Origin of the sequence: Sphaerisporangium album (assembly GCF_003323745.1) — a bacterium.
GTDB classification, from domain to species: Bacteria; Actinomycetota; Actinomycetes; order Streptosporangiales; family Streptosporangiaceae; genus Sphaerisporangium; species Sphaerisporangium album.
Window position 1 is genome coordinate 472,722 of sequence record NZ_QOIL01000003.1, and the last position, 26,731, is coordinate 499,452.

Genomic DNA, 26,731 nt, shown 5'->3' on the forward strand with positions numbered 1-26,731 from the left:
ATCTCGCGTGCGCGGCGGGTCGAGGCGAGTCGGTGGTGGGACTTCAGGGGTGGCCCCAGGTCTCCACTCGGTGGACGTCGTCCGGGGTCATGTAGCCGAATTCGGTTTCCATGAACGAGGCGATGTGCTTTCGCCATCGGGGTGGGATCTCTTCGACGGCGTGGGGGTAGCAGCGTTCCAGCCAGGCGGTGGATTCGGGGGTGGCCTTCAGGTATTCGGCGGCGCGGGCGAAGGGGGTGGTCTCGATGCCGGGGACGTGGGCGCAGCCGTACTCGATCATCTCCTGGCCACCGTATGGCGGGGGTTGCTGCCATTTGCGGGCCACCGGGCGGTCGGCGGTGATCGTGGTGCGCATCGGGCGTCGTTCGATCGCCGCCTGGATCAGCTCCTTGTACAGGCACTTGCCGCACCGGCCGCACGGCCCGCGCAGGTCGCCGCGCAGGCACCAGCGCACCTGGTCACGCAGATCGGAGCCGAGTGCCAGGCGCATCGTCATGGCCTCGCTGATGCCGGCCACGGGCAGGACGATCGGCAGGCCCGCCGCGGCGAACAGGCGACCCCACGGGCCATGCGCCGACCACATCGGGTTGTCCGGCGTGTACCGGTGAAGGTACCGGCCGCCGCCGAGCCACCGTGAGCCGATCTCGTAGCCCAGCGCCACCCCGCCGAGGTCCATCGCGTCCGCCGACAGGATCGCGCCGACGGTCACCGCGTGGTGCTCGGGGTATCCGGGACGGGGGGTACGTAGCAGGAACTCCAGGTCGGACTCGACGGCGGTGACGTCCCGGCCGGTCTTGGCCGCCAGCTCGGCGAGCACGTCGGAACGGTAGTGCGTCCACCTGTTCGGGACGCGGGGGTGAGGAACGCGGCGGAAGTGGATCAGCGGCGCCTCTGGCAGGATCGCCGCCACGGCCGCGGAGTCGGCGCCGCCGCTGTAGGAGATCGCGAGCCGGGCGCCGCCCTGCCTCGGCGTGCCGGCGACCGGGCCGGCGTCGATGCCCCAGCCACTGTGCAGCGTCTCGGCGAATCGAGGGGAGATCGGGCGGTCGAAGGTGATCCGTCCACGTGCCCACGGGGCGACGATCGTCCAGGCGGCCAGGGCGAGCAGGTCAGGATGGACGGACTCCGGGGCGGCGGGGCGCGGCGCGCGGACCCGGCAGGTGTCGGTGGCGAGCTCGACCTCCTGCCCGTCGGTGACGGTACCGGTCAGCCCTTCCCCGGCCCCCAGCCATAGCCGAAGCCGCCAGTCCCCGTCCTCGGCCGCCCACGCCACCCTCACGAGCCGACCTCTCGAATCGCCCGCGCGCCCCTCACGAGCCGCCAACCCTGCAAGCCGTCCGCCGCGCGTTCACGAGCCACGCCGCCACCGCGCACATGAGCCCGCCCGCGAGCCGCCCGATCCACGGTCACGAGCCGGATCTCTCGGAGGGGCCGGCGCCGGCGACGGTGGTCTGCTCGCGGAGTTGTTCGACGGCCTGCCACAGCAGGACGTCCGTCTGGAGCAGGTGGTCCACGGCGGCGGCCGTCTCGCCCGCCAGGCGGTGCGCGTCCTCGATCTTGGAGGTCAGCGCGGGATCGGCATGGGGCGAGCCGCCCCTGTCCGTGCCCTTGTCGATGCGCCGCCGCAGCAGCTCGACCTCGCGGCGCAGCTCGACGATCTCGCGCTTGAGCGCCTGCACCTCCCACAGGGCGTCCCGGACGTCCTGCCGGTGATCGGCCCGCGTGACGTACCGCCCATCGAACCGCCGAAGTACGGCACGCCGCACCCGCAAGGGCAGCAACACCCTCATGACAAACCGCGCCATGACGGTCACCCTAACGGCAAAACATGATCTACCCGAACCCGACGAAGGCGGTGAGCTTCCGAGCCGTCCCACCGGCGTCTTTCGTCGTTCTCAGTTCTCGCAAGTTGTCATCAGCGATGTGGGAACGTCAGCGCCGGTTCTGTTGCCCATCTTCCGATCTCGGCTTCAGGCCGATCTCTTGGCTCCCCTGTACCTCGCAGCCGGTCAAGGTTGTCGGCCGATATGTTCCGGGTCCTGCCGGCGTCTGCCTCGGTGGGCAGGCGGTCAGCGGCCGGTGAACTCCGGCTTGGTCTTCTGGGTGAAGGCGGTGAGGCCGGTGTGGGCGTCCTCGGTGGCGAAGAGGGCCGAGAAGTGCAGGCGCTCGATTTCCAGGCCGGTGTCCAGGTCCACATCGAGGCCGTGGTCGATGGCCTGCTTGGCGGCGCGCAGGGCGAGGGGCGGGCCCGCGGCGAAGCGCTCGGCGAGGGCGACGGCCTCGGTGTGGACGTCGGCGTCGGGGACGACCTTGTCGACCAGGCCCATGGCGAGGGCCTCGGCGGCGTCCACGTGGCGGCCGGTGAAGATCAGGTCCTTGGCCCGGGCGGGGCCGATCAGCCGGGGCAGGCGCTGGGTGCCGCCGGCGCCGGGGATGATGCCGAGCGCGATCTCGGGTTGCCCGAGCTTGGCGCCCGCGCCCGCGACGCGGAAGTCGGCGCACAGGGCCAGCTCGCAGCCGCCGCCGAGCGCGTACCCGGTGATCGCGGCGACGACGGGCTTGCCGATCTTCGCGACGGCGGTGAAGCACGCCTGCAGGCCGCCGGAGTGCGCGGACATCTCGGCGTAGCCCATGTGGGCCATCTCCTTGATGTCCACCCCGGCGGCGAACACGCGCTCGCCGCCGTAGATCACGACGGCGCGCACGTCCGGGTCGGCGTCCACCTGGCGGGCGCACGCGCCGAGCTCTTGCTGCATCTGGCCGTTGAGGGCGTTCATCTTCGGCCTGTCCAGGCGGATCGTCGCGATGCCGCCGCCGGACTCGACGCGTACGAACTCTCCCATGACGCCCTCCTCAGTGGTACGGCGCCGCGCCCCGGCGGCGCGGCACCACCACCTTACGGGCGCGGCCGATCACCGGCTCACCGTCTCCGGGCCACCGGTGCCGAGCGCGCCCAGGAGACGGCCTCCCGGTAGACGCGCTCGTACCCGGTGGCCATGTGGACGACATCGAACTCCCTCTCGACGTGCGAGCGGCTGTCGCGCGGGCGGAGGGCTCCGGCGGCCTCGACGGCGGCGGGCAGCTCGTGCGGCAGGCCGCGGACGAAGCCGGTGACCCCGTCCACGACGACCTCGGGCACCGACCCGCGCCCGAGGGCGACGACGGGCGTCCCGCAGGCCATGGCCTCGATCATCACCATGCCGAACGGCTCGTGCCAGGTGATCGGGAAGAGCAGGCAGCGCGCCGCCGCCATCAGCTCGCGCTTGCGGGCGCGGTCCGCCTCGCCCACATAGCAGGCGTCGGGGCCGAGCCTCGGGCGGACGTGCTCGTCGAAGTAGGCGTGCTCGGACGGCTCGACCAGCTTGCCCGCGAGCACGATCCTGCGCCCGGCGGCGCGGGCGGCGTCGATGGCGAGGTGGGCGCCCTTGTCGCCGTTGAAGCGGCCCACCCAGAGCACCCAGTCCTCCTTGCGCTCGCTGAAGGGGTAGGTCGTGGAGTCCACGGCGTTGTAGACCTGCCCGACCCAGTTGAGGTCGGGCGCGAAGGTCCGCTGGGCCATGGAGATCGACACGAGCGACACCTGGTCGCCGAGGGCACGGTAGTACTCGCCGAGCTCGCCGTCGACGGTCCCGTGGCAGGTGACCACGGTCGGGACCGGCCTGCCCGCGGCCGTGAGGGGGCCGGCGAGCGTGTGGTCGTGCACGAGGTCGACGTCGAGCGTGGCGAGCATCCGGGAGGCCAGCGCGGTGTGCAGTACCTCGGGCATGGGCTCGCCGATGCGCTCGGACGGCGCCCGCTGGTAGGTGCGCAGGAAGGGCGCCCTGGTCCCGGGCCTGCCGGCCCCGATGAGCGTGACCTCGTGGCCGAGTTTCATGAGCCCGCCGACGAGGTCGGCCAGCACCGCCTCGATGCCGCCGTACGCCATGGGGGGCACCTCGGACCAGGGTGGCGCGACCATGGCGATGCGCAGGCGCCCGGAGTCGGCGGGCTCCCGCCGGGCGCGTTGTCCGGGGAAATCTATCGTCGCGGCAATCGACGTCATGTCGGCAACATGCGCTGTATCTGTGTCTATATCTGTCATGTCGGACGCGCCTTCCCCCGTGTGCACGAGCCCGCGCCGGCCTCCGTACGGTCGTGGTCAGCCCACGCCCGGCATGGAGACGGCGGTGGCCGGAACAGTGTCGTTGATCAGCTCGACTGTGGGGGGAAGCCCGCTGACGCCGGCGTGGTCGTCACCTTCCTGGACCTTCACCACGATCCGCCATTCGCCGAGGGGGAGGTTGCAGATCTGGAGGACGCCGAACCCCTTCGGCAGGGCCGGACTGATCCACAGCTTGCCGTCCTCGATCCACGGCTCGAACCGAAGGAGCGTCCTGACGATCTGCAGCGGCGAGGCGGCGGCCCACGCCTGCGGGGCGCACGAGGTCGGGTACGGGATCGGCGTCGGGAACTCGTCGCGGCCGAAGCCGCAGAACAGCTCGGGGAGCCTTCCCTCGCCCGCGTGCGCCGCGTCGAGCAGGCCCTGGGCGATCCGCTGGGCCTCGCCCACGAAGCCGTACCGCATCAGCCCGGACATGACCAGCGCGTTGTCGTGCGGCCACACCGACCCGTTGTGGTAGCTCATCGGGTTGTAGGCGCCCATGTCGTCCGCGAGCGTCCGCACGCCGTAGCCGCTGAACATGTGCGGCGAGAGCAGGTGCTCGGCCACCAGCGGCGCCTTGTCCTCGTCCACGATGCCCGTCCACAGGCAGTGGCCGATGTTGGACGTCACCGAGTCGATCGGCCGCCCCTCCCCGTCCAGGCCCACGGCGTAGTACTCGCGCTCGGGCAGCCAGAACCGCGCGTTGAACGCCTCGCGCAGGACGGCGGCCCGCTTCTCGCAGCGGCGCTCGGTGTGCGGGTCCCCGGCCTGCCGGGCGAGGGAGGCCCGCGCGAGGTAGGCCGCGTACGTGTAGCCCTGGGCCTCGGCGAGGGCGATCGGCGGGTGGGCCAGGTTGCCGTCGGCGTAGTTGATGCCGTCGAAGGAGTCCTTCCAGCCCTGGTTGATCAGGCCCCGGTCGGTCTTGCGCCGGTAGGACAGGAACCCGTCGCGCTGGCCGTAGTCCTCGATCCAGCCGAGCGCGGCGTCGGCGTGCGGCAGGAGGGTGCGCAGCTCGGAGCCGGACAGGCCCCAGCGGGGCAGCTCGCCGAGGAGCATGACGAACAGCGGGGTGGAGTCGACCGACCCGTAGTAGGGCCGGCCTCCAGGGGGCGTGCCCGGCTCGACCCCGTACCGCAGCTCGTGCAGGATCTTGCCCGGCTCCTCCTCGGTGAGCAGGTTGACCTTCGTGCCCTGCAGCTCGGCCAGGCGGTGCAGGGTGCCGAGGGCCAGGGACGGGTCGAGCGGAAGCGTCATCATCGAGGTCAGCAGCGAGTCGCGGCCGAACAGCGTCATGAACCAGGGGGCGCCCGCGGCGATGGTGGGCGGCGTGTCCGGGCGGTCGGTGTCGAACAGGCGCAGGCTGCCGAGGTCGGTCCTGGACCTGCGGAGCGCCTGGGCGAGCGCGACGTTGCTGCTGCTGATCGTCGGGCTGGCGCGCACCCATTCGGCCAGGCGCATGGCGGGCTCGGCGTGCTCGACGGGGTGGCGCGGGGAGAACCACGCGGGCAGTTCCTCGCCGTCCAGGATGGGATTCACCTGGAGGGTCACCCGCCACTCGCTGCGCGCGCCGACGACGATCCTGAAGGTGAGCAGGCCGGGCATCGCGTGGAACTCGCACTCCCCGGCCTCGGCGATCACGCGGGCGCCCCGGCTGCGGCTGGCGGAGACGATCCTGAGGCCGGTGCGGTCCACGAGGGTCTCGATGTCGGCGACGTGCTGGATGCGGTGCGCCTTGACCTCGAACAGGTCGGCCACGTCGGAGGCGACCAGGAGCGACACCAGGCACCCCGCGGCCTCGTCGGCGAGGTTGCGCAGGATCACGTCCTCGCGGACGCCCCCGCCGACGTACCGGTCGCGGATGACGAGCATGGTGCTGTCGGCGCGGCCCGGACGTGCGGGGGTGCGGCCGAGGAACGTCGAGTGGTAGGGCTCCCCCGGGACGACCTTCAGGCTGCCCACGGGGGCGTCGTCGACGCGCAGCTCCCACCGGGACACCAGGCGGGTGTCGGCATAGTACACGCCCTGGGCCCCGCCCGGCAGGATGTCGCCGTTGCGCTCGGAGACGCAGAACGACCCGCCTTCGACCAGCGTGGTCGTGGTGTCCCCCAGCTCCCCCGGCTGTCCCTCGAACGTCCAGCCGTCCATCGAGGATCACGCTCCCTCACGGATGAGATCGCACTACCTCTGGGAGCCTTGCCCCGTCCCCGCTCGAAACATTCGAGATAGATGTCCCTGTTTGACTGATTTGAGGGCTCCGTCCCGGAAGCCGGGACGGAGCCCGCCGTCAGCGCAGGGTGCCGTTGGTCATCCCCACCGGTTCCTCCGGCGAGGCGATCAGCCCGAGCTCGGCCGGGGAGGACATCAGCGTGTGGAACGGCACGACCCGGACGGTGTACCCGAACGCCCCCGTGCGGTCCAGCGGGACCACGCCCGTGTAGGTCGCCTTGCCGTCGTCACCCACCGCCTCCACGGCCAGCGTGACGTACGAGGGCTTGATCAGCTCGTCGTGGCCCCCGACCTTGCCGTACGCCGCCTGCACGCTCACGTCGTCCGGAGACAGCTCGCCGAGCGCGATCGTCGCGCGCACCTCCATGGACGCCCCGAGCTCGGGGGTGTCCCCGATGCCGGAGGTCTCGACATGCTCCACGCGGACACCCGGCCAGGCGCGGGTGACCCGCAGCTTCCAGGCGGCGAACTCACGCGCCCGGACGTGGTCGGCCTTGGACAGCTCCCGCGCCGACCCCGCCGCCGGGGTGTAAAGATCGACGACGTAGTCGCGCAGCATGCGCCCGGCCAGGACCTTCGGGCCGAGCGAGCTGAGCGTGTGCTTGACCATCTCCAGCCAGCGCCGCGGATACCCGTCGGCGGCGCGGTCGTAGAAGCGGGAGGCGACCTCGCGCTCGATCAGGTCGTACAGCGCGGAGGCCTCGAGCTCGTCGCGGCGGTCGGCGTCCTCCACGCCGTCGGCCGTCGGGACGGCCCACCCGTTGTCGCCGTCGAACCACTCGTCCCACCAGCCGTCCTTGATGGACAGGTTGAGACCGCCGTTGAGCGCGGCCTTCATGCCGGAGGTCCCGCAGGCCTCCAGGGGACGCAGCGGGTTGTTCATCCACACGTCGCAGCCCTGCACCATGAGCTGCCCGAGGTTCATGTCGTAGTCGGGCAGGAAGACGATGCGGTGCCGGACGTCCTCGCCGTCGGCGAACCGGACGATCTGCTGGATCAGCTTCTTGCCGCCCTCGTCGGCCGGGTGGGCCTTGCCGGCGATGACGATCTGGACGGGGCGCTCGGGGTCGAGCAGCAGTTCCTTGAGCCGCTCGGGCTCCTTGAGCATCAGCGTGAGCCGCTTGTAGGACGGCACGCGCCGGGCGAAGCCGATCGTCAGCACGTCGGGGTCGAGGGCCTCGTCGATCCAGCCCAGCTCGGCGCTGGAGGCGCCGCGGGCCCGCCAGGAGGCCCGCAGGCGCGTACGGGCCGCCTCGACGAGCTGCCGGCGCAACCTGCCGCGGATGCCCCAGATGTCCTCGTCGGAGAGCTTCTGGATGCCCTCCCAGCCCTGCGCCTTCTCGATCAGCGAGGGGAGCTCCTTGCCCGCCAGCTCCATCACCTCGCGGCCCACCCAGGTGGGCGCGTGCACGCCGTTGGTGATCGAGCCGATCGGGACGTCGTCCAGGTCGAAGCCCGGCCACAGCCCCTGGAACATCTCGCGGCTGACCTCGCCGTGCAGCTCGGAGACGCCGTTGACGCGCTGGGCGAGCCGCATGCCCATGACCGCCATGTTGAAGACCGCGCCGCCCGGCGTCTCGGGGGTGCCGGGCTCGTCGCCGAGCGCGAGGATGCGCTCCACGGGCACCGTGGGCCAGGCGTTGGCGCCGCCGAACTGCCGCTCGATCATCTCGACGGGGAAGCGGTCGATGCCCGCGGGCACCGGCGTGTGGGTGGTGAACACCGTGCCGGCGCGCACGGCCTCCAGCGCCTCGTCGAAGGAGAGCCTGTGCTCCGTGAGCTCGCGGATGCGCTCCAGGCCGAGGAAGCCGGCGTGGCCCTCGTTGGTGTGGAAGACCTCGGGCTCGGGGTTCCCGGTGATCCGGCAGTACGCGCGCAGCGCCCGCACCCCGCCGATGCCGAGCAGCAGCTCCTGCATGAGGCGGTGGTCGGTGCCGCCGCCGTAGAGCCGGTCGGTGACGTCGCGGGCGGCGTTGTCGTTCTCGGCGACGTCGGAGTCGAGCAGGAGCAGCGGGACGCGGCCGACCTGGGCCACCCAGATCTGGGCGTGCAGCGTGCGGTCGCCCGGCAGCGGGATCGCGACGCGGGCGGACGCGCCGTCCGCCTCCTTGAGCAGGGACAGCGGGAGGCCGCCGGGGTCCAGGCTCGGGTAGTGCTCCTGCTGCCAGCCCTCGGCCGACAGGGACTGCGTGAAATAGCCGTGCCGGTAGAGCAGCCCGACGCCGAGGATGGGCACGCCGAGGTCGCTCGCGGCCTTCAGATGGTCGCCCGCGAGGATGCCGAGGCCCCCGGAGTACTGCGGGAGGGCGGCGGCGATGCCGTACTCGGGGGAGAAATACCCGATGGCCGCGGGGGCGTCCGGCAAAGTCTGGTACCAGCGGGGGGCGGTCATATACTCGCGCAGGTCGTCGGCGGCGTCCGCCAGCCTGCGGAGGAATCTGCGATCATGTGCCAGCTCGGACAGCCGGTCGGCTTCCACCGCTCCCAGGAGCGCAACCGGATCATGGCCGACCCGTTCCCAGGTGTACGGGTCCACCTCAGCGAACAGGTCCATGGTCTCGGGGTGCCAGGACCAGCGCAGGTTGTGCACCAGCTCGCCCAGGGCGGCCAGCTCGGCGGGAAGGACGGTACGGACGGTGAATCTGCGGATTGCTCTCACGGGGCCAGACCCTAGTTACTCAGCGCCACGACGCGCGACCGAAACGCTCTTTGCGTCTGCCAGATCTCTTGCGATTCGCTCTCACCACTAGCAAACATGCTCAAACCTCACTAAAGCCGACGTGGCACAGTGATCACAACTCGATCATGTACGACTGTCGCGCACACCGGCAACATGATGGAGAAGAGGCGCGCCGGGCACCCCTAACTTCCCCCCAGCAGGCTTGAGGAGGGACTATGGGGGCAGTCCCATGTAAGAGCCTCACCTTCACACCTCCGGTCACCGGGATGACACAGGTCACTCCTGACCGGTGCCGACCGTGCCCGCACGTACCCCGGCTCCCGGCCGGAACTACCTGAAAGCAAAGATCAATCCTTGCCCTCACAATTCCCGGTGGCGCCCGGTGCGTCGCCGCTACCTTGAGACGCGATGATCGGACGAATCCCAATACAGGACATTCACCCAGTCGTCGACTGCGGGCGCTGGCCCGCGAAATCCGCGGCGGGCGAGACCTTCGAGATAGCCGCCACGGTGTTCCGCGAGGGGCACGACGCGGTGGCGGCCGGGGTGGTTCTGTTCGCCCCGGACGGCTCTCGACGTCCGCTCCTGCTGATGCGGGAAGGCGAGCCCGGCACCGACCGGTGGTCCGTGGAGGTGACGCTTCCCACGGAGGGCATGTGGCAGTACCGGGTTGAGGCATGGAGCGACCCGGCCGCCACGTGGCTGCACGACGCGGGCATCAAGATCCCGCGGGGCATCGACGTCGACCTGATGTGCGAGGAGGGGGCCCGCGTCTTCGAGCGGGCCGCCAAGGGCGTGCGCGCGGCGGGCTGTGACGACTGCGCCCACCGCGCGGTGTTGCAGGCCGTGGCGGACCGGCTACGGGACGAGGATCTGGACCCGCGCGCGCGGCTCGCGTCCGCCCAGCTCCCCGAGACCGCCGCCGCCCTGGCCGCCCACCCGCTGCGCGAGCTGGTGACGCGCGGGCCGCGGTACCGCGTCCACGTCGACCGGCGCCGGGCGCTGTTCGGCTCGTGGTACGAGCTGTTCCCCCGGTCCGAGGGCGCGGTCGTCGAGGAGGGCAACGTCCCCAGGTCCGGAAATTTCCGGACTGCTGCCGAGCGGCTCCCGGCCGTCGCGGGAATGGGCTTCGACGTCGTTTACCTGCCTCCCATCCACCCCATCGGCGACGCCTTCCGCAAGGGGCGCAACAACACCCTCAACCCCGAGCCCTACGACGTCGGCTCGCCCTGGGCCATCGGCTCGGCGGACGGCGGCCACGACGCGATCCACCCCGACCTGGGCACGCTGGAGGACTTCGACGCGTTCGTCCGGCGGGCCGGCGAGCTGGGCCTGGAGGTCGCGCTCGACCTGGCGCTCCAGTGCTCGCCCGACCACCCGTGGGTCAAGGAGCACCCGGAGTGGTTCACCGTCAGGGCCGACGGGACGATCGCCTACGCCGAGAACCCTCCCAAGAAGTACCAGGACATCTATCCCCTGAACTTCGACAAGGACCCCGAGGGGATCTTCGCGGAGGTGCTGCGCGTCGTCCGTCACTGGATGGACCACGGCGTGCGCATCTTCCGCGTCGACAACCCCCACACCAAGCCGGTGGAGTTCTGGGAGCGGCTGCTCGGCGAGATCCGCGCCACCGACCCGGACGTCGTGTTCCTGTCCGAGGCCTTCACCCGGCCCCCGATGCTGCGCGCCCTGGCCAAGGTGGGCTTCCACCAGTCCTACACGTACTTCACGTGGAGGACCACCGAGCCGGAGCTGGAGGAGTACCTCTCCGAGCTCTCCCACGAGACGTCGCACTACCTGCGGCCGAATCTCTTCGTCAACACCCCGGATATCCTGCATGAATACCTCCAGACCGGGGGCATGCCGGCCTTCAAGATCAGGGCCGTCCTCGCCGCGCTGGCGTCGCCGTCCTGGGGGGTCTACGCGGGCTACGAGCTCGCGGAGAACACCCCGGTACGTCCGGGCAGCGAGGAATATCTGAACAGCGAGAAATACGAGCTGAGACCACGCGATTGGGCTGCGGCCGAACGCGAGGGCCGCAGCCTGGCGCCTTTCCTCACAACCCTCAATTTGTTCAGAAGAGCGCACCCGGCGGTCCAGGAACTGCGTAACCTACGGTTTCACAACGTCGACCACCCGGATATGATCTGCTTCTCAAAGCGGCTGCCCGGCGCCTTTGACCCGTCCACACGACGGCACGGCATAGGCGATGTGGTCCTGGTCGTCGTCAACCTCGATCCGCACAACACCCACGAGGCGACGGTCACGCTGGACATGCCTGCCCTCGGCCTCGATTGGGGCGCGGAATTCATCGTGGACGACGAGCTCACGGGCGAGTCGTACCACTGGCGGCATGCCAACTACGTACGCCTCGACCCACATATCAACCCAGCCCACGTCCTCACACTGCGAGCGACGCCGGCGAGCCGGCCATAGGCGCCCGGCCGCGACGGCGGATGCGCGCATAAGCACAGCGGGGAGTCCACAGGTGAGCTTGACGCCTCAGCCCGTCCCGAACACCTTCACACACGAAACACCACGCGACCCGCGTTGGTACAAGCGTGCCGTCTTCTACGAGGTCCTCATCCGCGGATTCGCGGACTCCAACGGAGACGGCACCGGAGACATCCGGGGTCTGATCAACAAGCTGGATTATCTCCAGTGGCTCGGCGTCGATTGCCTGTGGCTCCTGCCGCTCTACGAATCCCCCCTCAAAGACGGCGGATACGACATTTCCGACTTCATGAAGATTCTTCCCGACTTCGGGGATCTGGGAGACTTCATCAAGCTCGTCGATGAGGCGCACAAGCGGGGCATGCGGGTCATCGCCGACCTCGTCATGAACCACACCAGCGACCAGCACCCGTGGTTCCAGGCCTCCCGCCACGACCCCACGGGGCCCTTCGGGGACTTCTACGTCTGGTCGGACGACAACGAGGCGTACAGCGACGCCCGGATCATCTTCGTCGACACCGAGGCGTCCAACTGGACCTACGACCCGGTGCGGGGTCAGTACTACTGGCACAGGTTCTTCCACCACCAGCCGGACCTCAACTACGAGAACCCGGCCGTGCAGGACGCCATGCTGGAGGTGCTGCGCTTCTGGCTCGACCTCGGCATCGACGGCTTCCGCCTGGACGCGGTGCCGTACCTGTTCGAGCAGGAGGGCACCAACTGCGAGAACCTGGCCCCGACCCACGCCTACCTCAAGCGGGTCAGGCGTGAGGTCGACCGCCTCTTCCCCGACCGGGTGCTGCTCGCCGAGGCCAACCAGTGGCCCGCCGACGTCGTCGAGTACTTCGGCGACCCGGTCACCGGCGGCGACGAGTGCCACATGGCGTTCCACTTCCCGCTCATGCCGCGCATCTTCATGGCCGTGCGCCGGGAGACCCGCTATCCGATCTCCGAGATCATGGCCCAGACGCCCAAGATCCCCGAGAACTGCCAGTGGGGCATCTTCCTGCGCAACCACGACGAGCTGACGCTCGAAATGGTGACCGACGAAGAGCGCGACTACATGTACACCGAGTACGCCAAGGACCCGCGGATGCGGGCGAACGTCGGCATCCGCCGGCGCCTGGCGCCGCTGCTGGAGAACGACCGCAACCAGATCGAGCTGTTCACCGCCCTGCTGATGAGCCTGCCGGGCAGCCCGGTGCTCTACTACGGCGACGAGATCGGCATGGGCGACAACATCTGGCTGGGCGACCGCGACGGCGTCCGCACGCCCATGCAGTGGACCCCCGACCGCAACGCCGGGTTCTCCGACTGCGACCCGGGCCGCCTCTACCTGCCCGTGATCATGGACCCGATCTACGGCTACCAGGCGCTCAACGTCGAGGCGCAGCAGAAGAACTCCGGCTCGCTGCTGCACTTCACCAAGAAGATGATCGAGATCCGCAAGCGGCACCCCGTCTTCGGTCTCGGCGAGTTCACGGAGCTCAACTCTTCCAACCCCAGCGTTCTGGCCTTCGTCCGCGAGCTCGGCGACGATCGAGTTCTGTGCGTCAACAACCTGTCCCGCTTCCCGCAGCCCGTGGAGCTGGACCTACGGAGGTTCGAGGGGGTCACGCCGGTGGAGTGCACGGGCGGGGTTCCATTTCCCCCGATTGGGGAACTTCCGTATCTTTTGACGCTTCCTGGGCATGGGTTCTATTGGTTCACCCTTCCGCCAACGAGCGCAGCAGCCGAGGAGACGTGACACATACTCTCGAAGCGCTTCTTGCCGGCTGGATCACCGGGCAACGGTGGTTCGCCGGCAAGAGCCGCGCGATCAGCGAGCTCGCCGTCGAATCCGCCACCCCCCTGCCCCTCCGTGATCCTGAAGAAATCCTCCACAACGCTGTGGCGGGTTCCTCCAGGACCACGGACGCGGCGGCGAGGCCGCGGACCCGCGGGCAGGTTTCCGTCCGACACGTGGTGATCACCGTCCGGCAGGGCGACACCACCGACCGCTATCAGCTTCTGGTGGGCTTTCGCCCCGAGCTGCCCCAGCGCCTGCGGCACGTCGCGATAGGCCTCACCGACGAGGGCCACGCCTACGACGCCGTCCACGACGCCGACGTCACGGGCGTGCTGCTCTCGGCCATCGCCGGGGACGCCGACGTCGGCCCGCTCCGCTTCCGTCACATGCCGGGCACCGAGATCGACACCTCCGCGCGCAGCCTCGTGCTCGGGGGTGAGCAGTCCAACACCTCGCTGGTGTTCGGCGACGCCTACATCTGCAAGCTGTTCCGCAAGCTGATCCCCGGGGTCAACCCCGAGGTGGAGGTCGTCTCCGCCCTCGCCCGGCGCGGCTCGCGCAACATCGCCCGCCCCTACGGCTGGATCGAGGCCGACGTCGCGGGGCAGAACACCACGCTCGCCTTCACCCAGGAGTTCCTGCCGACCGCCAGCGACGGCTGGTCGCTCGCCCTGACCAGCGTCCGCGACCTGTACGGATCGCTGCCGGGCACGCCCTGCTGCGACGCGGGAGGCGACTTCGCCGCCGAGTCCCACCGGCTCGGCATCGCCACCGCCAACCTGCACCGCCAGCTGGCCGACGCCTTCCCCACCAGCACGATCGAGGCGCCGGAGGTCAAGCGGATGGTCGAGGGCTTCAGGCGCCGCCTGGACTCGGCCATCGCGGAGGTGCCCAAGCTGTCCGCCTACGCCGGGTCCGCGCACGAGGCGTTCGACCGGCTGTCCGACATGGGACGGCCGATCACCGTCCAGCGCGTCCACGGCGACTACCACCTCGGCCAGGTCATGCGCACGCCCAACGAGTGGGTCGTGCTGGACTTCGAGGGCGAGCCGGGGCAGCCCCTCAGCGAGCGCCGCGCCCTGGACTCCCCCCTCAGGGACGTCGCCGGCATGCTCAGGTCGTTCGAGTACGCGGCCCGCCACCTGCTGTTCGGCCGCGCCGACGCCGGGGCGCTCGAACCGTGCGCGGCCGAGTGGGCGGCGCGCAACCGCGCCGCGTTCATCGCCGGGTACTCCGCGGGCGGCGGCAGGATCCACGGCGACGACGCCGTGCTGCTGCGGGCGCTGGAGCTGAGCAAGGCGGCGTACGAGGTGGTCTACGAGGCGCGCAACCGTCCGGCGTGGCTTCCCATCCCGCTCGCCGCCTTCACCCACGCCGCAGCGTAGATTACGATCCGTAATCGCGTTCATGCGAGGCGTGAGGCGGTGGGAGGATGCGGCGAAGGGGGCTCGCCGTCGCGGGGACGGGGGCCGCCCTGGCCCTCGCGCTGACGGCGTGCCTGGCGGAGGCGCCGGACTGGCGGGCGTCCGGGGCCTACGGCGCCCCGGGGCAGGAGGCCACGGCGCCCGGTGTCCCCCCGCCCGCGGCCTCCCCGTCGATGCGCCCGGCCCCGGCGCCCTGGGAGGAGGCGCGGGCCACCGAGGTGCTGCTGGCGCATCCGGCGCTCGGCCGCACGGTGCGGACGGCGTACGCCCGGGCGGCGGGCAGGCCGCTGCGGTCGGCCGCGGACCTGCGCGTCCACACGCTGATCTTCCGGCGGCACGGCTGCGAGGCCCATCGCTGCCTGCAGCTTTTCGTCGAGTTCCCGGGCCACCGATGGCTGGACGTCGGGCGCGTGATCGTCGATCTTTCCACCGGCGGCGTCCGAGTCCTGAAATGGTGAGATATGCACCTCCGTAACCCCCGGACCGCACGTTTGCCATAGGCAAGGTGTGATCCATCCCAGATCGTGGGTTGGCGGTCCGATCTGGGGCAGAGTTAGGTGACACACACAAGCGTTGAGGCAAGACGGCGGCAAGGAGCCGAGGAGCGGTGAGCGATTCGATGAACGCGGACCTGGACCTGAACAGATTGGCCGGCGGCGCGCACCACGATCCGCATTCGATCCTGGGCGCGCACCCCTCACCGGGCGGGCTGACCGTACGGGCGCTGAAGCCCCTGGCGCAGAAGGTCGAGCTGGTCCTGGACGAGGGCGACCAGCGCACGGCGCACGAGATGACCCACGAGGCGTACGGCGTCTTCGCGGTGACGCTGCCGGGCGTCGACAAGATCCCGCCATACCGTCTGCGGGTCACCTACGAGGGCGCCGAGCCCCTGGAGGCGGGCGACCCGTACCGGCACTGGCCCACCCTCGGCGAGATCGACCTGCACCTGATCGGCGAGGGCCGCCACGAGCGCCTGTGGGAGGTGCTCGGCGCCCGGGTGATGCGCCACGACGACGAGGACGGCACCGCCTTGGCCGTGTGGGCCCCGAACGCGCGCGGCGTCCGTGTCGAGGGCGACTTCAACCACTGGAACGGCTCCGGCCACCCGATGCGGTCCCTCGGCCGGTCCGGCGTGTGGGAGCTGTTCGTCCCCGGCCTCGGCGCGGGCGACCGTTACAAGTTCTCCGTCCTCGGCGCCGACAGCGTGTGGAGGTCCAAGGCCGACCCGATGGCCCGGCGCACCGAGGTCCCGCCCGCGACCGCGTCGATCGTCGACGTGTCGACCTACACGTGGGACGACGACGCCTGGATGCTCAGGCGCGCCGAGCGCGACAACCTGGCGGAGCCGATGACCGCCTACGAGGTGCACCTCGGCTCCTGGCGCCCCGGCCTGTCCTACACCGAGCTCGCGACCGAGCTGGTCGAGTACGTCCAGCGCATGGGCTTCACCCACGTCGAGTTCCTGCCCGTCGCCGAGCACCCCTTCGGCGGCTCCTGGGGCTACCAGATCAGCTCGTACTACGCCCCGACCTCGCGGTTCGGTACCCCCGACGAGTTCCGGCACCTCGTCGACCGGCTGCACGCGGCCGGCATCGGCGTCCTGCTCGACTGGGTGCCCGCCCACTTCCCCAAGGACGAGTGGTCGCTCGGCCGGTTCGACGGCACCCCGCTGTACGAGCACGCCGACCCCCGGCGCGGCACCCACCCCGAGTGGGGCACCTACATCTTCGACTACGGCCGCAACGAGGTGCGCAACTTCCTGGTCGCCAACGCGGCGTACTGGCTCAGGGAGTTCCACATCGACGGCCTGCGCGTGGACGCGGTCGCCTCGATGCTGTACCTCGACTACTCGCGGCGCGAGGGCGAGTGGACGCCCAACGTCTACGGCGGGCGCGAGAACCTCGACGCGGTGGAGTTCCTCAAGGAGATGAACGCCGTCGCCTACCGCGAGGCGCCCGGCATCGTGACGATCGCCGAGGAGTCGACCGCCTGGCCCGGCGTGTCCCGCCCTGTCTACCTCGGCGGGCTCGGCTTCGGCTTCAAGTGGAACATGGGCTGGATGCACGACACGCTGGCCTACCTCCAGCACGAGCCGGTCTTCCGCCAGTACCACCACCACCAGATGACGTTCTCGCTGATGTACGCCTACTCCGAGAACTTCGTCCTGCCGCTCTCGCACGACGAGGTCGTCCACGGCAAGGGCTCGCTGCTCGGAAAGATGCCCGGCGACGAGTGGCAGCGCTTCGCCAACCTGCGGGCCCTGCTCGCGTTCATGTGGGCCCACCCGGGCAAGAAGCTGCTGTTCATGGGCAGCGAGTTCGGCCAGGGCTCGGAGTGGTCCGAGGAGCGCGGGCTGGACTGGTGGGTGCTCGACTTCGAGCCGCACCAGGGCGTCCAGAAGCTCGTGCGCGACCTCAACCGCGTGTACGGCGAGACGCGGGCGATGTTCTCGCGGGACCACTCGCCCGAGGGCTTCCAGTGGATCGACGCCGACGACGCCTCGGGCAACGTCTTCTCGTTCGTCCGCCACGGCGACGACGGGTCGATGGTCGCCTGCGTCGCCAACTTCTCCGGCCGGCCGCACGAGGAGTACATCCTCGGCCTGCCCGCCGGGGGGCACTGGGAGGAGGTGGTCAACACCGACGCCTACGACTATCACGGCAGCGGCGTCGGCAACCTGGGCGCGGTCGAGGCGGTCGAGGAGCCGTGGCACGGGCTTCCGTACTCGGCGCGCCTGCGGGTGCCGCCGCTCGGGGCGCTGTGGCTGCGCCGCGCGGCGCCGGCCGTGGCCGAGACCCCCGAGGCCGCCGCGACCGCCGAGCAGGACGTGGAAGCCACGGAGGACGTCGTGCCCCTGACGACGGCCGGCGAGCCCGAGGCCGTGCGCGACGAGGAACCCGCCTGACAAACCCGGCCAGGCCGAGCATGACGGACGCCGCCCCGGCCCCGCGCCGGGGCGGCGTGCTTCGCTGCGGGAAAACGCTGCGCCTCTTTACCCGCAACGTCGCCTAGGGTGTCGCTATGGACGCGACAAAGGCGATCATCGAATCGGTCGACCGGTTCCGGCAGCGCCGCACGGCCCCGTTGATCCTCGAACTCGACCTCACCGAAGGGCTCGCCGAGGGGCCTCCCTCCGACCCGCTCGGGGCGCTCCTGTCCATGCGCAAGACCCGCCTGTCCGACGTGCTGGAGGGGCTGCGGCGGGCGCGCAAGGACCCGCGCGTCAAGGGCCTCGTCGTCAAGATCGGCGGACGGCCCCTCGGGCTGGCCCAGGTGCAGGAGCTGCGCACGGCGATCGTCCAGCTCCGGGCCGCGGGCAAGCTGACGGTGGCGTTCGCCGAGACCTTCGGCGAGTTCGGCGCGGGCACGGTGCCGTACTACCTGGCCAGCGCCTTCGAGAAGGTCTACCTTCAGCCGTCGGGCGACGTCGGGCTCACCGGCGTCAGCCTGGAGCAGCGGTTCGTCAAGAACGCCCTCGGCAAGATCGGCGTCGAGTACCAGATCGGCCAGCGGCATGAGTACAAGACCGCGGCCAACATGTTCACCCAGGACCACATGACCGAGGCGCACCGCGAGTCCGCCGCCCGCATCGCCGAGTCGGTCATCGAGCAGATCGTCGCGGGCGTCGCCGAGGGGCGCGGCCTGCCGCCCGAGCGCGTGCGCGAGCTCATCGACCAGGGCCCGTTCATCGGCGCCGAGGCCCTGGAGGCCGGGCTGGTCGACCGGCTCGCCTACCGCGACGAGGTGTACGACGAGATCCGCTCCGAGGGCGACCTGCTGCTGTACGTCTCGCGGTACGCCAAGGGGCCCATCGCGGGCAAGCTGCCCCACCCGGGCGAGCGCGTCGTGGCGCTGATCCACGGCAACGGCATGATCCGCCTCGGCCGCAGCGGGCGCAGCCCCCTCGGCGGCGGGGGCGCCATGGGGTCGGACACGATCAGCGCGGCGTTCCGTGCCGCCCGCCGCGACGACAGCGTCCGGGCGGTCGTGTTCCGCGTCGACAGCCCCGGCGGGTCGTACGTCGCGTCGGACGTCGTCTGGCGCGAGGTCGTGCTCACCCGCAAGGCCGGCAAGCCGGTGATCATCTCGATGGGGGACCTCGCGGCCTCGGGCGGCTACTTCGTCTCCATGGCCGCCGACGTGATCGTCGCCCAGCCGGGCACGCTCACCGGCTCGATCGGCGTGTTCGGCGGCAAGCCGTCGGTGGCCGAGCTGCTCGGCCGCATCGGCGTGACCTCCGAGTCGGTCGACGTCGGCGCCAACTCGGGCATGTTCTCGACGAGCCGGGCCTACTCCGAGCCGCAGTGGGAGCGGGTGAACGCCTGGCTCGACCGCATCTACGACGACTTCGTGGGCAAGGTCGCCGAGGGCCGGGGCATCGCACGCGACCGCGCGCACGACCTGGCGCGCGGCCGGGTCTGGACGGGCGCCGACGCGTTCGGCAGCGGGCTGGTCGACCAGCTCGGCGGCCTGGAGGACGCGCTGGCGCTGGCCCGCGGCCGGGCCGACCTGCCGAAGAACGCCCCCGTGCGCACGTACCCGCGCGTCCACCCCCTGGAGCGCCTACGCCCCGCCGAGTCCAGCGAGGACCGCGCGGCCGCCCTCAGCCGGGTCCGCCTGGAGGCCTGGGGGCCGCTGACCCGCCTGACCGCCGAGCTCGGCCTCCCGGCGTACGGGCCCCTGATGCTCCCCGGCCAGTGGTCGATCCGCTGACCGAGGAACCGGTCACGCGATCCAGGCGGGCAGGAGCTTGTCGCCGTCCGGCAGGGCACAGCCGGGGTGGACGTCCACACCCTCTTCGGGGGTGTAGGCCCGCGCCCCGGCGGGAGCGGCGGCGATGACCGTCAGGCCGGTGTCGGCCGCCACCTGCCGGGGCACGTCGGCGGGCATGATCACGGTGTCGCCGGACGCGATCGTGAAGCTCTCGTCGCCGAGGCGCACGGTGGCCCCGCCCGCGAGGACGGTCCACACCACCTCGGCGTCGAAGGCGTGCGGCGGCCCGGCCTGCCCGGCTCGCATGTCGACGCGCCACAACGACAGGCCCGCGCCGCCCTGCGTGGGCGAGGCGAAGGTGGTCATGACGGCGTTGGGCGTCTCGGTCCTGCGGTTCTCGGCGTCTCGGATGACGGGCACGGGATCTCCTCGCTACAATCGACAACGTGGTTGTCTAAAATGGTGAACGAGGTTGTCCATCGTGTCAAGTGACCCTCCGGGCTTCGAGCTCCCCCTGCGACTGTTCCTCGGCTTCCGCACGCTGGTCGACGAGCTCCACGCCGAGCTCGGCCGCCAGGGTCATCCGGATCTGCGGCCGATGCACGGGTTCGTCATGCAGGCCATCGGGACGCGGGGCACGACGGCCGCCGAGCTCGGCCGGCGGCTCGGTGTCTCCAAGCAGGCGGCCGGGAAGACGATCGACACGCTGGAAGGCCTCGGCTACGTCGAGCGCGGCACCGACCCCGGCGACGCGCGCCGCAAGATCGTCCGGCTCAGCGAGCGCGGCGTCGACAGCCTGGTGCGCTCGGCCCGCATCTTCGACGACCTGCGCGCCCGCTGGGCCGCCACCATCGGCGAGGACCGCCTCCACGCCCTGGAAGCCGACCTGCGCACCCTCACCCCACCCGACTACTTCCCCCTGGACGTCCCCGGCTGGTTCGGCGGCTACCAGTAATGGCCCTCCTGCCGCGGCGGATTTAAGCGCCTTTACCCTGGTCATGCCCCCCGGGAAGGCTCAAGATGGGGGCATGTCAGGCGATATCCGCAGCGCCTGGATCTCCTCTCCAGTGCGATCATCGGAGTTGACCCTCTATTTCGTCGGCCCTGACCGGACAAGGCACGAATTTCGCAAGTGCGATCGGCCGCATCGGCGGCGCCGACTTTCATCATGCCGACCATCCGTGGAATCATTGGTGCTCGCCAACAGAACTCCAGTTCTGAAGCCGGTAACATCACCACACGTGCGAAACAGGATCAAGGGCGATCGGAATGTGGCGGAGTTATCTCATATTTCATGTTCTATAGGTCGACATCGGCCGACATGTCCGGTCTGGAAGCCAAGAAGCCAGATGCGAGCTTTGCCACCAGATGGCCATCCAGCCTAGAGAATCGGGCAGCCAGGAAACCGCACACATCGTGAGCAGGGAGCGAACTCGTGGCCGAATCAATGCGCATTGCACTTATCTCTTACAGTGCCGACGGCTTCACCCTACTGCGTGAAGCATGCGTCAAGGCAGGCCACGAGCCGATTGCGTTCGCTCACGCTCGGACCCTACGCCAGCGCTATCCCACCAGCAAAGACTCCGCGGAGAGCATCGCGGCCATCATCCGGTCACTGCCACCAGGCTCGGACCTTTTGTTACCCGGGAGCATCGACGGCCTAGCCGACGCGCTGGCCGGATACCATCCCGACCTCATCCTGGTCTACGGATTCCCCTGGAAACTCTCTCGCAGTATTCTGCGCATGGCGAAACTCGGTGCCATTAACGTGCACACATCCCTCCTCCCGAAACACCGAGGCCCGTTACCCGTTCACTGGGCCGTCCGCAACGGAGATCCTGAGATCGGCGTGACGATTCACTGGATGGACGAAGATTTCGATACCGGAAACATTCTCGCACAGAAAGGCGGAATTCCCATAGAAGAGGATCTCGTCACCGCCCGACTGTGGAGAGACATCGACGCGGCCATCGGTGACCTGCTCGGCCCCGCGCTCGAACGCGCCACCACCGGCGCCACGGGTGAACCGCAGAACGAGGCCGAAGCCACGTACGCAGGATGGATGGAACCCGACTTCATGTTCGTCGACTGGACGAGTGACGCGCGCAGCATCCACAACCAGGTCCGCACCTTCCGATTCAATCTCTTCGGACTGCGCGGTCCCTTCGCAAGGCTGAACCACGAATGGATGACGGTGCTCCGCACCAGAACCGAGCCTGCGGACGGCCTGCGCATGGACTGCGCCGACGGGCCGATATGGATCACCGAGGCGATACCGGCGGCCCCTCCACACCGTTAGACCGACCTGACCATCAGTGAAACGACAGGCCCGATATTCGTGATCCGTCACAGCCCCTAAACTCATATACATTTCCCTGAATTAGCGGCCGTGCTACAGTCCGATTCTCGCTTATCCTCAAGAGAGGTGAACCCATGACACGCGCGTGGGAGGCAGACCCGTCGGCGACGCCCATCCGACGGCTCGGCAAGTCCGCCGTCGAACTGGATTGCACAGGCGGGGACAGCGGTTGCCCCGACATCTGGGAACTGGACAACGGAGATATCGCCGTAATAGGCCGAGACCTCACGTCCGCCTACGCGTCACGCCTTCCCCCGAGCGCCTCCATGGCACCAGATGAGAAACTTGTCGTGATTCCGCGGATCATGCTCGTTGCAGCGAAAGAGGATATACCAGATGCGTGACATTCTTGAGTCACATTCTGGTGAGAGGCTCACCCTCGAGGCGTATCTCGCCGACTTCAACGAGCACTTCTGGGCCATCAGAGAACATGATTTCTGGAAGCTCGAACGACGGCAGACATTCCAGGAGCCAGGTGACGAAAGTTGGGAGGCCTTCTCCGCAGGCGATAGCAGAAAAGCGCTTCAACTGCTCGAAGATCGACGCGGCGACCTCCAGGACTACTATCACCGAATCACCGGGGCAGGCTTCAGAACATGGCGTGTTCGTGTCATCGAAGAACCGATCACCCCTTATCTCCGATGGGAGCTTCACCTTCTTCGGCTTCGACATGCGTACGGTGGCAGTGTCCGGGTGATAGGCCCGGGCGTGGTACAGGAGATGGAATCAGGAAATCAACTTCCCGAACTCGTCACACTCGGCGCGACTGTCATGTACGAAGTGCTCTACGATGAACACGGCATCATCACGGGTGGCGTCCGATATGCGGACCATGGCTTGATCACGAAATGCAGGGAAATCATTAGAGAACTGTACGCGGCCGGCGAGGACCTGGAAGACTTTTTTGTCCGCAACCATGCGGATCTTGACCTCTCCAACGATTGATGTGACCCGCGATCAGGGCCCTCGTCGTGCTCGTGAGGGCCAAAATCTTCCCTGCTCGCCCCGGCAGGCGGGGAAGCAGGGGATATGAGGCCGAGCAGAGAGCCTGAAGGCAACAGGGATCATATCGAGGGTGATACACAATCGGAGATGTCGGGTACCGCCAGCGATGTGATCCAGGCCCGAGACGTCCACGGAGGGATTCACTTCCACGGCTCGGCACAGTCGAGCGGACACCTTCCGCGTCAGCTGCCCAGCGATGTACGAGGCTTTGTGAATCGCGTCAGCGAGTTGGAACGGCTCAGCAGCCTCCTGATTCCTGACGGCGACGTCATCAGGTCCGCAGGGTTCTGCGTCATCGCGGGCACGGCCGGAGTGGGAAAGACCGCCCTCGCGCTGCACTGGGCCCACCAGATCAGCGGAAACTACCCCGATGGCCAGCTGTATGTGAACCTGCGTGGCTACGATCCAGGGTCGCCTGTCACAGCCGGCGAGGTTCTGGACAGATTTCTGCGTGTGCTCGACGTACCCTCGGCGAGGATTCCACCAGAGCTTGAGGCGAGGTCCGCCATGTACCGTTCCTTGCTGGCCGGTAGGCGAATGTTGGTGGTACTGGACAACGCGGCGAGTGCGGCTCAGGTACGGCCATTGCTCCCCGGTACCGATACCTCGCTTGTCATCGTGACCAGCAGGAGCCGTCTCTCCGGGCTAGTGGTACGCGACGGCGCGCATCGGATCACCGTCGATATGCTCCCGGAAGCCGAGGCGCTTGATCTGATCCGCCGGGTGACAACCGACTACCGCAGCGAAGATGATCCCGACGAGTTGGCCGAGCTGGCGAGGCTGTGTGCCCGGCTGCCCCTCGCGTTGCGGATCGCCGCGGAACGGGCCGCCAGCCGCCCCTGGATGCCATTACGAGAACTGATCACAGACCTGCGTGACGAGTCAGCCCTGTGGGACGCGCTTACCGCGGAAAGCGGAGACGAAGCTGACGCCGTGCGTACGGTTTTCGCCTGGTCCTATCGCGCTCTGGCCCAGCCGGTGGCCAGAGCGTTCCGATTGCTCGGGCTACACCCGGGCCCCGAGTTCGGGGTCCCCGCCGTGGTAGCGACCACGGGCGGTACGGTCGGCCAGGCCCGGCAGGTACTCGACATGCTCGTGGGCGCGTACCTTCTCGAGCAGGTCACACGCGATCGTTATCAGTTCCATGACCTCATGCGCGCCTACGCTGTCGATCAAGCCACCGTCGAAGAGGACGCCGAAGGCCGCCGTGCCGTCCTGACGCGGGTGATCACGTGGTACCTGCGTAGCGCGGACCATGCTCAGGAGAAGTTGGCTCCTCGCGATCGACGGATCCAGTTGGGGGAGCCCGCCTCAGATGTGGGGGCGCTCACCTTCTCTGACTATTCCGAAGCACTTCGATGGTTCCAAATCGAGCTCGCGAATCTGGTCGCCTCAGTGCGAGTTGCATCCCAGACAGGCTTGGACGACCTCGCTTGGCAAGTGGCGGCGGTCCTCCGTAGCTACTGCATACGCCACAATCCCTTCGACGCCTGGTTGGCGACCGGATCAATGGGACTCCAAGCCGCCCGCCGTGCCGGCAACAGGTACGGCGAAGCGGAGGTGCTGGACAGCCTCGGCAAGGCGTATGTGCAGTCGCACCAGATCGCCAAGGGGGCCGAGCATCACCGGATGGCGCTCGCGATCCGGCGAGAGATCGGAGACCGCCTCGGTGAGGCGATCTCGCTGAACTCCCTCGGGCTGGTCAACCTTCGAGGTCGTAATCTGGCAGAAGCCCGTTCCCAGTTCGAGATGAGCCTGACCGCGTTGCGGACCCTCGACGAGGTCTTCTGGGAGTCCATCGTGCTGGCCAACCTGGCTGAGACGACTTTTGAACTGGCGCTCCTCGACGAGGCTTTTGATGCCGCAGGCGAGGCACTCGAACGGTTCCGCCTGCTAGAGGACCCCGATGGCCAGGGAAACACCCTGCGGATACTTTCAATGGTTCTACGAGAGCAAGGGCAGGTCGGCGCGGCGCGGGAGCATATTGAAGGCGCCCTCTCCATCGCCCGCGAACATGACAATCTCATGTGGGAGGGCTATTGGCTGCTGGAGCTGGGGAAAGTACAGCTCGCCATGGGCCAGCCCGCCGAATCGTTGATCGCTTTTCAGCGCTCGGCCAGCATTCAGAGACGCTTGGGTGACCGCAGTCGCGAAGCGCGGGCGCTGGACGGCACTGGGGAGGCATATCGGGAGCTTGGGCGTCCCCTTGAAGCGCTTGACTTCCATCGCACCGCGGTGGCCGTCCACCGCGAGCTTGGTGATAAATGGCAGTTGGCGGCCGCGCTGGAGAACATGCTGGTGGCGCTTCGACGCAGCGGGTCCAACGACGAGGTGTCGCTGCACCGGCGCGAGATGCTGTCTCTCCTCGACCATATGGAAGAACCACGGGCTCATGCGATGCGTGCCCGCCTCGCAGCCGTTTCCTGGGACGACGATTGAGACATTGCCAGTAGTGGCAGCGCCCCAGTAGTGGCAGCGCCGCGCACTCGGGCGGAGAGTGTGCTTCCGGACGGACACGCGCGGGCGAGCACTGGATGCCCGGCTACCGGTGGTCGTGACCGGATCGGATGGCACGGTGACGGCCCGCGCCTGGTGCTCGGGCGCGGGCCGGTCGGATGGGTGCGGTCAAGCGGTGGCGGCGGTCGGGTGGCGGTGGGAGCCGGCGACCGAGCGGATCGTCACGTTGATGCGGTTCCAGGCGTTGATCTGGGCGGCGGCCATGACCAGTGCGGCCAGGGCCTGCTCGTCGTAGTGGTCGGCGGCGTCGTCCCACACGTGGTCGGGCACGCCCTCGCTGTCGGCCAGCCGGGTCATGGACTCGGTCAGCGCCAGGGCGGCGCGCTCCTCGGCGGTGTAGTACGGCGCCTCCCTCCATCCCGCGATCGCGTAGAGCCGTTCGTCGCTCTCACCGGCCTGCTTGGCAGCGTGGTAGTGCATGTCCAGGCAGAACCCGCAGCCGTTGATCTGACTGGCCCGGATCTTCATCAGCTCCAGCGTGCTGTGCGGGACGCCGCTGTGCCCGAGGTACGCCTCGACCTGCTGCATCGCGCGGTAGCCGCCGGCGGCGATCTTCGCGAAGTTGTCCATACGTGGCTGCATGATCCATCTCCCGTCATCTGTTCGTCTGTGCGCACCGCACGGCGGGTCGCCGTGCGGACGTGTTCAGGTGTGGGGCAGTCTCGCGCGCCCGGCCACCACCACCGTGCGGCCCGCGATCATTCGCCCGCATTTCGTGACATGCGCCGAGCCGAGGACGGCGCATCTGGATGTTTCATATCCAGATTCAAGGGCCGCGTCAGCGTCCGTCGTTCCCATCCGATCGATCAGCCCCGCCCGTACCAGCGCCGGACGCCCTCGCCCAGGTTGGGCGCGTGGCGTTCGGCCGCCGCCGCGACCTCGGCGAGGGTCTGCGCCGCCAGCGCCCGCCGCCACGCCAGTTCGGCCTTGCGCATGGCGGTCGAGACGGCGCACGGCGTGCGGAAGTTCCGCTCGGGGGACTCGGCGCCCGAGCCGCGCCGCCGGATCTCGGTGCACTGGAACGCGTCGTCCGGCCCCTCGATCGCCGCGACGACCTCCATCAACGTGATCTTGTCGAGCGGGCGGGCCAGCCGGAAGCCGCCGCGCACGCCGGGCGTCGAGGTGAGCAGCCCCGCCCGCACCAGCGCCTGCAACTGCTTGTTCAGGTAAGCGGGCGGCAGCTCGTACCCCGCCGCCAGCCTGGACGTCGGCACCGGCCGGTCGTCGCCCAGCCAGCCGAGCGTCAGGCAGCAGTGCACCGCCCACTCGACCCCTTCACTCATCCGCACAATCTAGACATTACACATCCAGGTTCCGTTGCGAAACCCCCGACAAGGCAGGACACCCGCGCGACGCCTCCCATACATCAGAACGTCATGACCCGTGGATGGGGAGAGGCCGGGTCGCGAACCCATAATGCGAT

20 protein-coding genes are annotated in these 26,731 nt (G+C 69.0%); 11 read left to right on the top strand and 9 right to left on the bottom strand.

The features are described from left to right. Positions 1 to 43: 43 nt before the first annotated feature. From DQ384_RS07270 to glgP, 6 genes are all read right to left on the bottom strand, one after another. On the bottom strand, positions 44 to 1,279 hold the full coding sequence (locus DQ384_RS07270; protein ID WP_114027908.1) for a DUF6395 domain-containing protein: 1,236 nt from the start codon (positions 1,277 to 1,279) through the stop codon (positions 44 to 46). Between the two features lie 127 nt (positions 1,280 to 1,406). Beyond that, a complete protein-coding gene (locus DQ384_RS07275; RefSeq protein ID WP_114028035.1) occupies positions 1,407 to 1,805 on the bottom strand; it encodes a hypothetical protein in 399 nt (132 codons plus the stop codon). Between the two features lie 264 nt (positions 1,806 to 2,069). Beyond that, positions 2,070 to 2,843 carry an enoyl-CoA hydratase/isomerase family protein gene (locus tag DQ384_RS07280; protein ID WP_114027909.1) on the bottom strand — a complete coding sequence of 258 codons (774 nt, stop codon included), beginning with the start codon at positions 2,841 to 2,843 and terminating at the stop codon, positions 2,070 to 2,072. Positions 2,844 to 2,920: 77 nt separating this feature from the next. Continuing rightward, the gene (locus DQ384_RS07285) at positions 2,921 to 4,042 is read right to left on the bottom strand and encodes a glycosyltransferase family 4 protein (protein WP_114027910.1); all 1,122 of its coding nucleotides are present in this window, start codon (positions 4,040 to 4,042) and stop codon (positions 2,921 to 2,923) included. Between the two features lie 96 nt (positions 4,043 to 4,138). Beyond that, complete coding sequence (locus DQ384_RS07290) at positions 4,139 to 6,286, bottom strand: amylo-alpha-1,6-glucosidase (protein WP_114027911.1); 2,148 nt, start codon at positions 6,284 to 6,286, stop codon at positions 4,139 to 4,141. 139 nt (positions 6,287 to 6,425) lie between these two features. Beyond that, on the bottom strand, positions 6,426 to 9,026 hold the full coding sequence (gene glgP, locus DQ384_RS07295) for an alpha-glucan family phosphorylase (protein ID WP_114027912.1): 2,601 nt from the start codon (positions 9,024 to 9,026) through the stop codon (positions 6,426 to 6,428). 429 nt (positions 9,027 to 9,455) lie between these two features. Here glgP and DQ384_RS07300 point away from each other — a divergent pair, with 429 nt between their 5' ends. From DQ384_RS07300 to DQ384_RS07325, 6 genes are all read left to right on the top strand, one after another. Next, positions 9,456 to 11,483 carry an alpha-1,4-glucan--maltose-1-phosphate maltosyltransferase gene (locus DQ384_RS07300; RefSeq protein WP_114027913.1) on the top strand — a complete coding sequence of 676 codons (2,028 nt, stop codon included), beginning with the start codon at positions 9,456 to 9,458 and terminating at the stop codon, positions 11,481 to 11,483. Positions 11,484 to 11,535: 52 nt separating this feature from the next. Then, positions 11,536 to 13,248 (top strand): maltose alpha-D-glucosyltransferase, encoded by a 1,713-nt coding sequence (treS, locus tag DQ384_RS07305; protein ID WP_114027914.1) that lies wholly within the window; start codon positions 11,536 to 11,538, stop codon positions 13,246 to 13,248. After that, positions 13,245 to 14,675 (top strand): maltokinase N-terminal cap-like domain-containing protein, encoded by a 1,431-nt coding sequence (locus DQ384_RS07310; protein WP_114027915.1) that lies wholly within the window; start codon positions 13,245 to 13,247, stop codon positions 14,673 to 14,675. Before treS ends, DQ384_RS07310 begins: the two co-directional genes overlap by 4 nt. A gap of 47 nt (positions 14,676 to 14,722) precedes the next feature. After that, positions 14,723 to 15,172, top strand: a complete 450-nt coding sequence (locus tag DQ384_RS07315) for a hypothetical protein (protein ID WP_114027916.1) — start codon at positions 14,723 to 14,725, stop codon at positions 15,170 to 15,172. Between the two features lie 161 nt (positions 15,173 to 15,333). Beyond that, entirely contained in the window at positions 15,334 to 17,619 is a 2,286-nt protein-coding gene (gene glgB, locus DQ384_RS07320) for a 1,4-alpha-glucan branching protein GlgB (protein WP_114028036.1), read from the top strand. 116 nt (positions 17,620 to 17,735) lie between these two features. Then, a complete protein-coding gene (locus tag DQ384_RS07325; RefSeq protein ID WP_114027917.1) occupies positions 17,736 to 19,427 on the top strand; it encodes a S49 family peptidase in 1,692 nt (563 codons plus the stop codon). A 12-nt stretch (positions 19,428 to 19,439) separates the two neighbouring features. Here the strand turns inward: DQ384_RS07325 and DQ384_RS07330 are convergent, their stop codons facing one another. Further along, complete coding sequence (locus DQ384_RS07330; RefSeq protein ID WP_114027918.1) at positions 19,440 to 19,847, bottom strand: cupin domain-containing protein; 408 nt, start codon at positions 19,845 to 19,847, stop codon at positions 19,440 to 19,442. Between the two features lie 61 nt (positions 19,848 to 19,908). On the opposite strand from DQ384_RS07330, the gene DQ384_RS07335 reads away from it, so the two are divergent. The 5 genes from DQ384_RS07335 (at position 19,909) to DQ384_RS07355 (ending at position 25,230) form a co-directional block, all read left to right on the top strand. Further along, positions 19,909 to 20,382, top strand: coding sequence for a MarR family winged helix-turn-helix transcriptional regulator (locus tag DQ384_RS07335; protein WP_220182807.1), 474 nt, complete (start codon positions 19,909 to 19,911; stop codon positions 20,380 to 20,382). A gap of 480 nt (positions 20,383 to 20,862) precedes the next feature. Then, positions 20,863 to 21,726: a methionyl-tRNA formyltransferase gene (locus tag DQ384_RS07340; RefSeq protein WP_220182808.1), complete on the top strand. Its 864-nt coding sequence runs from the start codon at positions 20,863 to 20,865 to the stop codon at positions 21,724 to 21,726. Between the two features lie 134 nt (positions 21,727 to 21,860). Then, the gene (locus DQ384_RS42705; RefSeq protein ID WP_114027919.1) at positions 21,861 to 22,130 is read left to right on the top strand and encodes a hypothetical protein; all 270 of its coding nucleotides are present in this window, start codon (positions 21,861 to 21,863) and stop codon (positions 22,128 to 22,130) included. Further along, positions 22,123 to 22,731, top strand: coding sequence for a DUF6879 family protein (locus DQ384_RS07350; RefSeq protein ID WP_114027920.1), 609 nt, complete (start codon positions 22,123 to 22,125; stop codon positions 22,729 to 22,731). The genes DQ384_RS42705 and DQ384_RS07350 overlap by 8 nt, the downstream gene beginning before the upstream one ends. A 147-nt stretch (positions 22,732 to 22,878) precedes the next feature. After that, on the top strand, positions 22,879 to 25,230 hold the full coding sequence (locus DQ384_RS07355; RefSeq protein ID WP_220182809.1) for an ATP-binding protein: 2,352 nt from the start codon (positions 22,879 to 22,881) through the stop codon (positions 25,228 to 25,230). Positions 25,231 to 25,416: 186 nt separating this feature from the next. Here DQ384_RS07355 and DQ384_RS07360 read toward each other — a convergent pair whose 3' ends face one another. Together DQ384_RS07360 and DQ384_RS07365 are read right to left on the bottom strand one after the other, a co-directional pair. Next, on the bottom strand, positions 25,417 to 25,890 hold the full coding sequence (locus DQ384_RS07360; protein WP_114027922.1) for a carboxymuconolactone decarboxylase family protein: 474 nt from the start codon (positions 25,888 to 25,890) through the stop codon (positions 25,417 to 25,419). A gap of 224 nt (positions 25,891 to 26,114) precedes the next feature. Beyond that, complete coding sequence (locus DQ384_RS07365) at positions 26,115 to 26,591, bottom strand: RrF2 family transcriptional regulator (RefSeq protein ID WP_181871077.1); 477 nt, start codon at positions 26,589 to 26,591, stop codon at positions 26,115 to 26,117. Positions 26,592 to 26,731: the final 140 nt, after the last annotated feature.

What these genes read in the sequence shown, in the direction of transcription:
- DQ384_RS07275 (WP_114028035.1), bottom strand. Translation starts at nt 1,805, where the DNA reads ATGGCGCGGTTTGTCATGAGGGTGTTGCTGCCCTTGCGGGTGCGGCGT.
- DQ384_RS07280 (WP_114027909.1), bottom strand. Translation starts at nt 2,843, where the DNA reads ATGGGAGAGTTCGTACGCGTCGAGTCCGGCGGCGGCATCGCGACGATC.
- DQ384_RS07285 (WP_114027910.1), bottom strand. Translation starts at nt 4,042, where the DNA reads ATGACGTCGATTGCCGCGACGATAGATTTCCCCGGACAACGCGCCCGG.
- DQ384_RS07290 (WP_114027911.1), bottom strand. Translation starts at nt 6,286, where the DNA reads ATGGACGGCTGGACGTTCGAGGGACAGCCGGGGGAGCTGGGGGACACC.
- DQ384_RS07300 (WP_114027913.1), top strand. Translation starts at nt 9,456, where the DNA reads ATGATCGGACGAATCCCAATACAGGACATTCACCCAGTCGTCGACTGC.
- DQ384_RS07315 (WP_114027916.1), top strand. Translation starts at nt 14,723, where the DNA reads ATGCGGCGAAGGGGGCTCGCCGTCGCGGGGACGGGGGCCGCCCTGGCC.
- glgB (WP_114028036.1), top strand. Translation starts at nt 15,334, where the DNA reads ATGAACGCGGACCTGGACCTGAACAGATTGGCCGGCGGCGCGCACCAC.
- DQ384_RS07325 (WP_114027917.1), top strand. Translation starts at nt 17,736, where the DNA reads ATGGACGCGACAAAGGCGATCATCGAATCGGTCGACCGGTTCCGGCAG.
- DQ384_RS42705 (WP_114027919.1), top strand. Translation starts at nt 21,861, where the DNA reads ATGACACGCGCGTGGGAGGCAGACCCGTCGGCGACGCCCATCCGACGG.
- DQ384_RS07350 (WP_114027920.1), top strand. Translation starts at nt 22,123, where the DNA reads ATGCGTGACATTCTTGAGTCACATTCTGGTGAGAGGCTCACCCTCGAG.
- DQ384_RS07355 (WP_220182809.1), top strand. Translation starts at nt 22,879, where the DNA reads ATGTCGGGTACCGCCAGCGATGTGATCCAGGCCCGAGACGTCCACGGA.
- DQ384_RS07360 (WP_114027922.1), bottom strand. Translation starts at nt 25,890, where the DNA reads ATGCAGCCACGTATGGACAACTTCGCGAAGATCGCCGCCGGCGGCTAC.
- DQ384_RS07365 (WP_181871077.1), bottom strand. Translation starts at nt 26,591, where the DNA reads ATGAGTGAAGGGGTCGAGTGGGCGGTGCACTGCTGCCTGACGCTCGGC.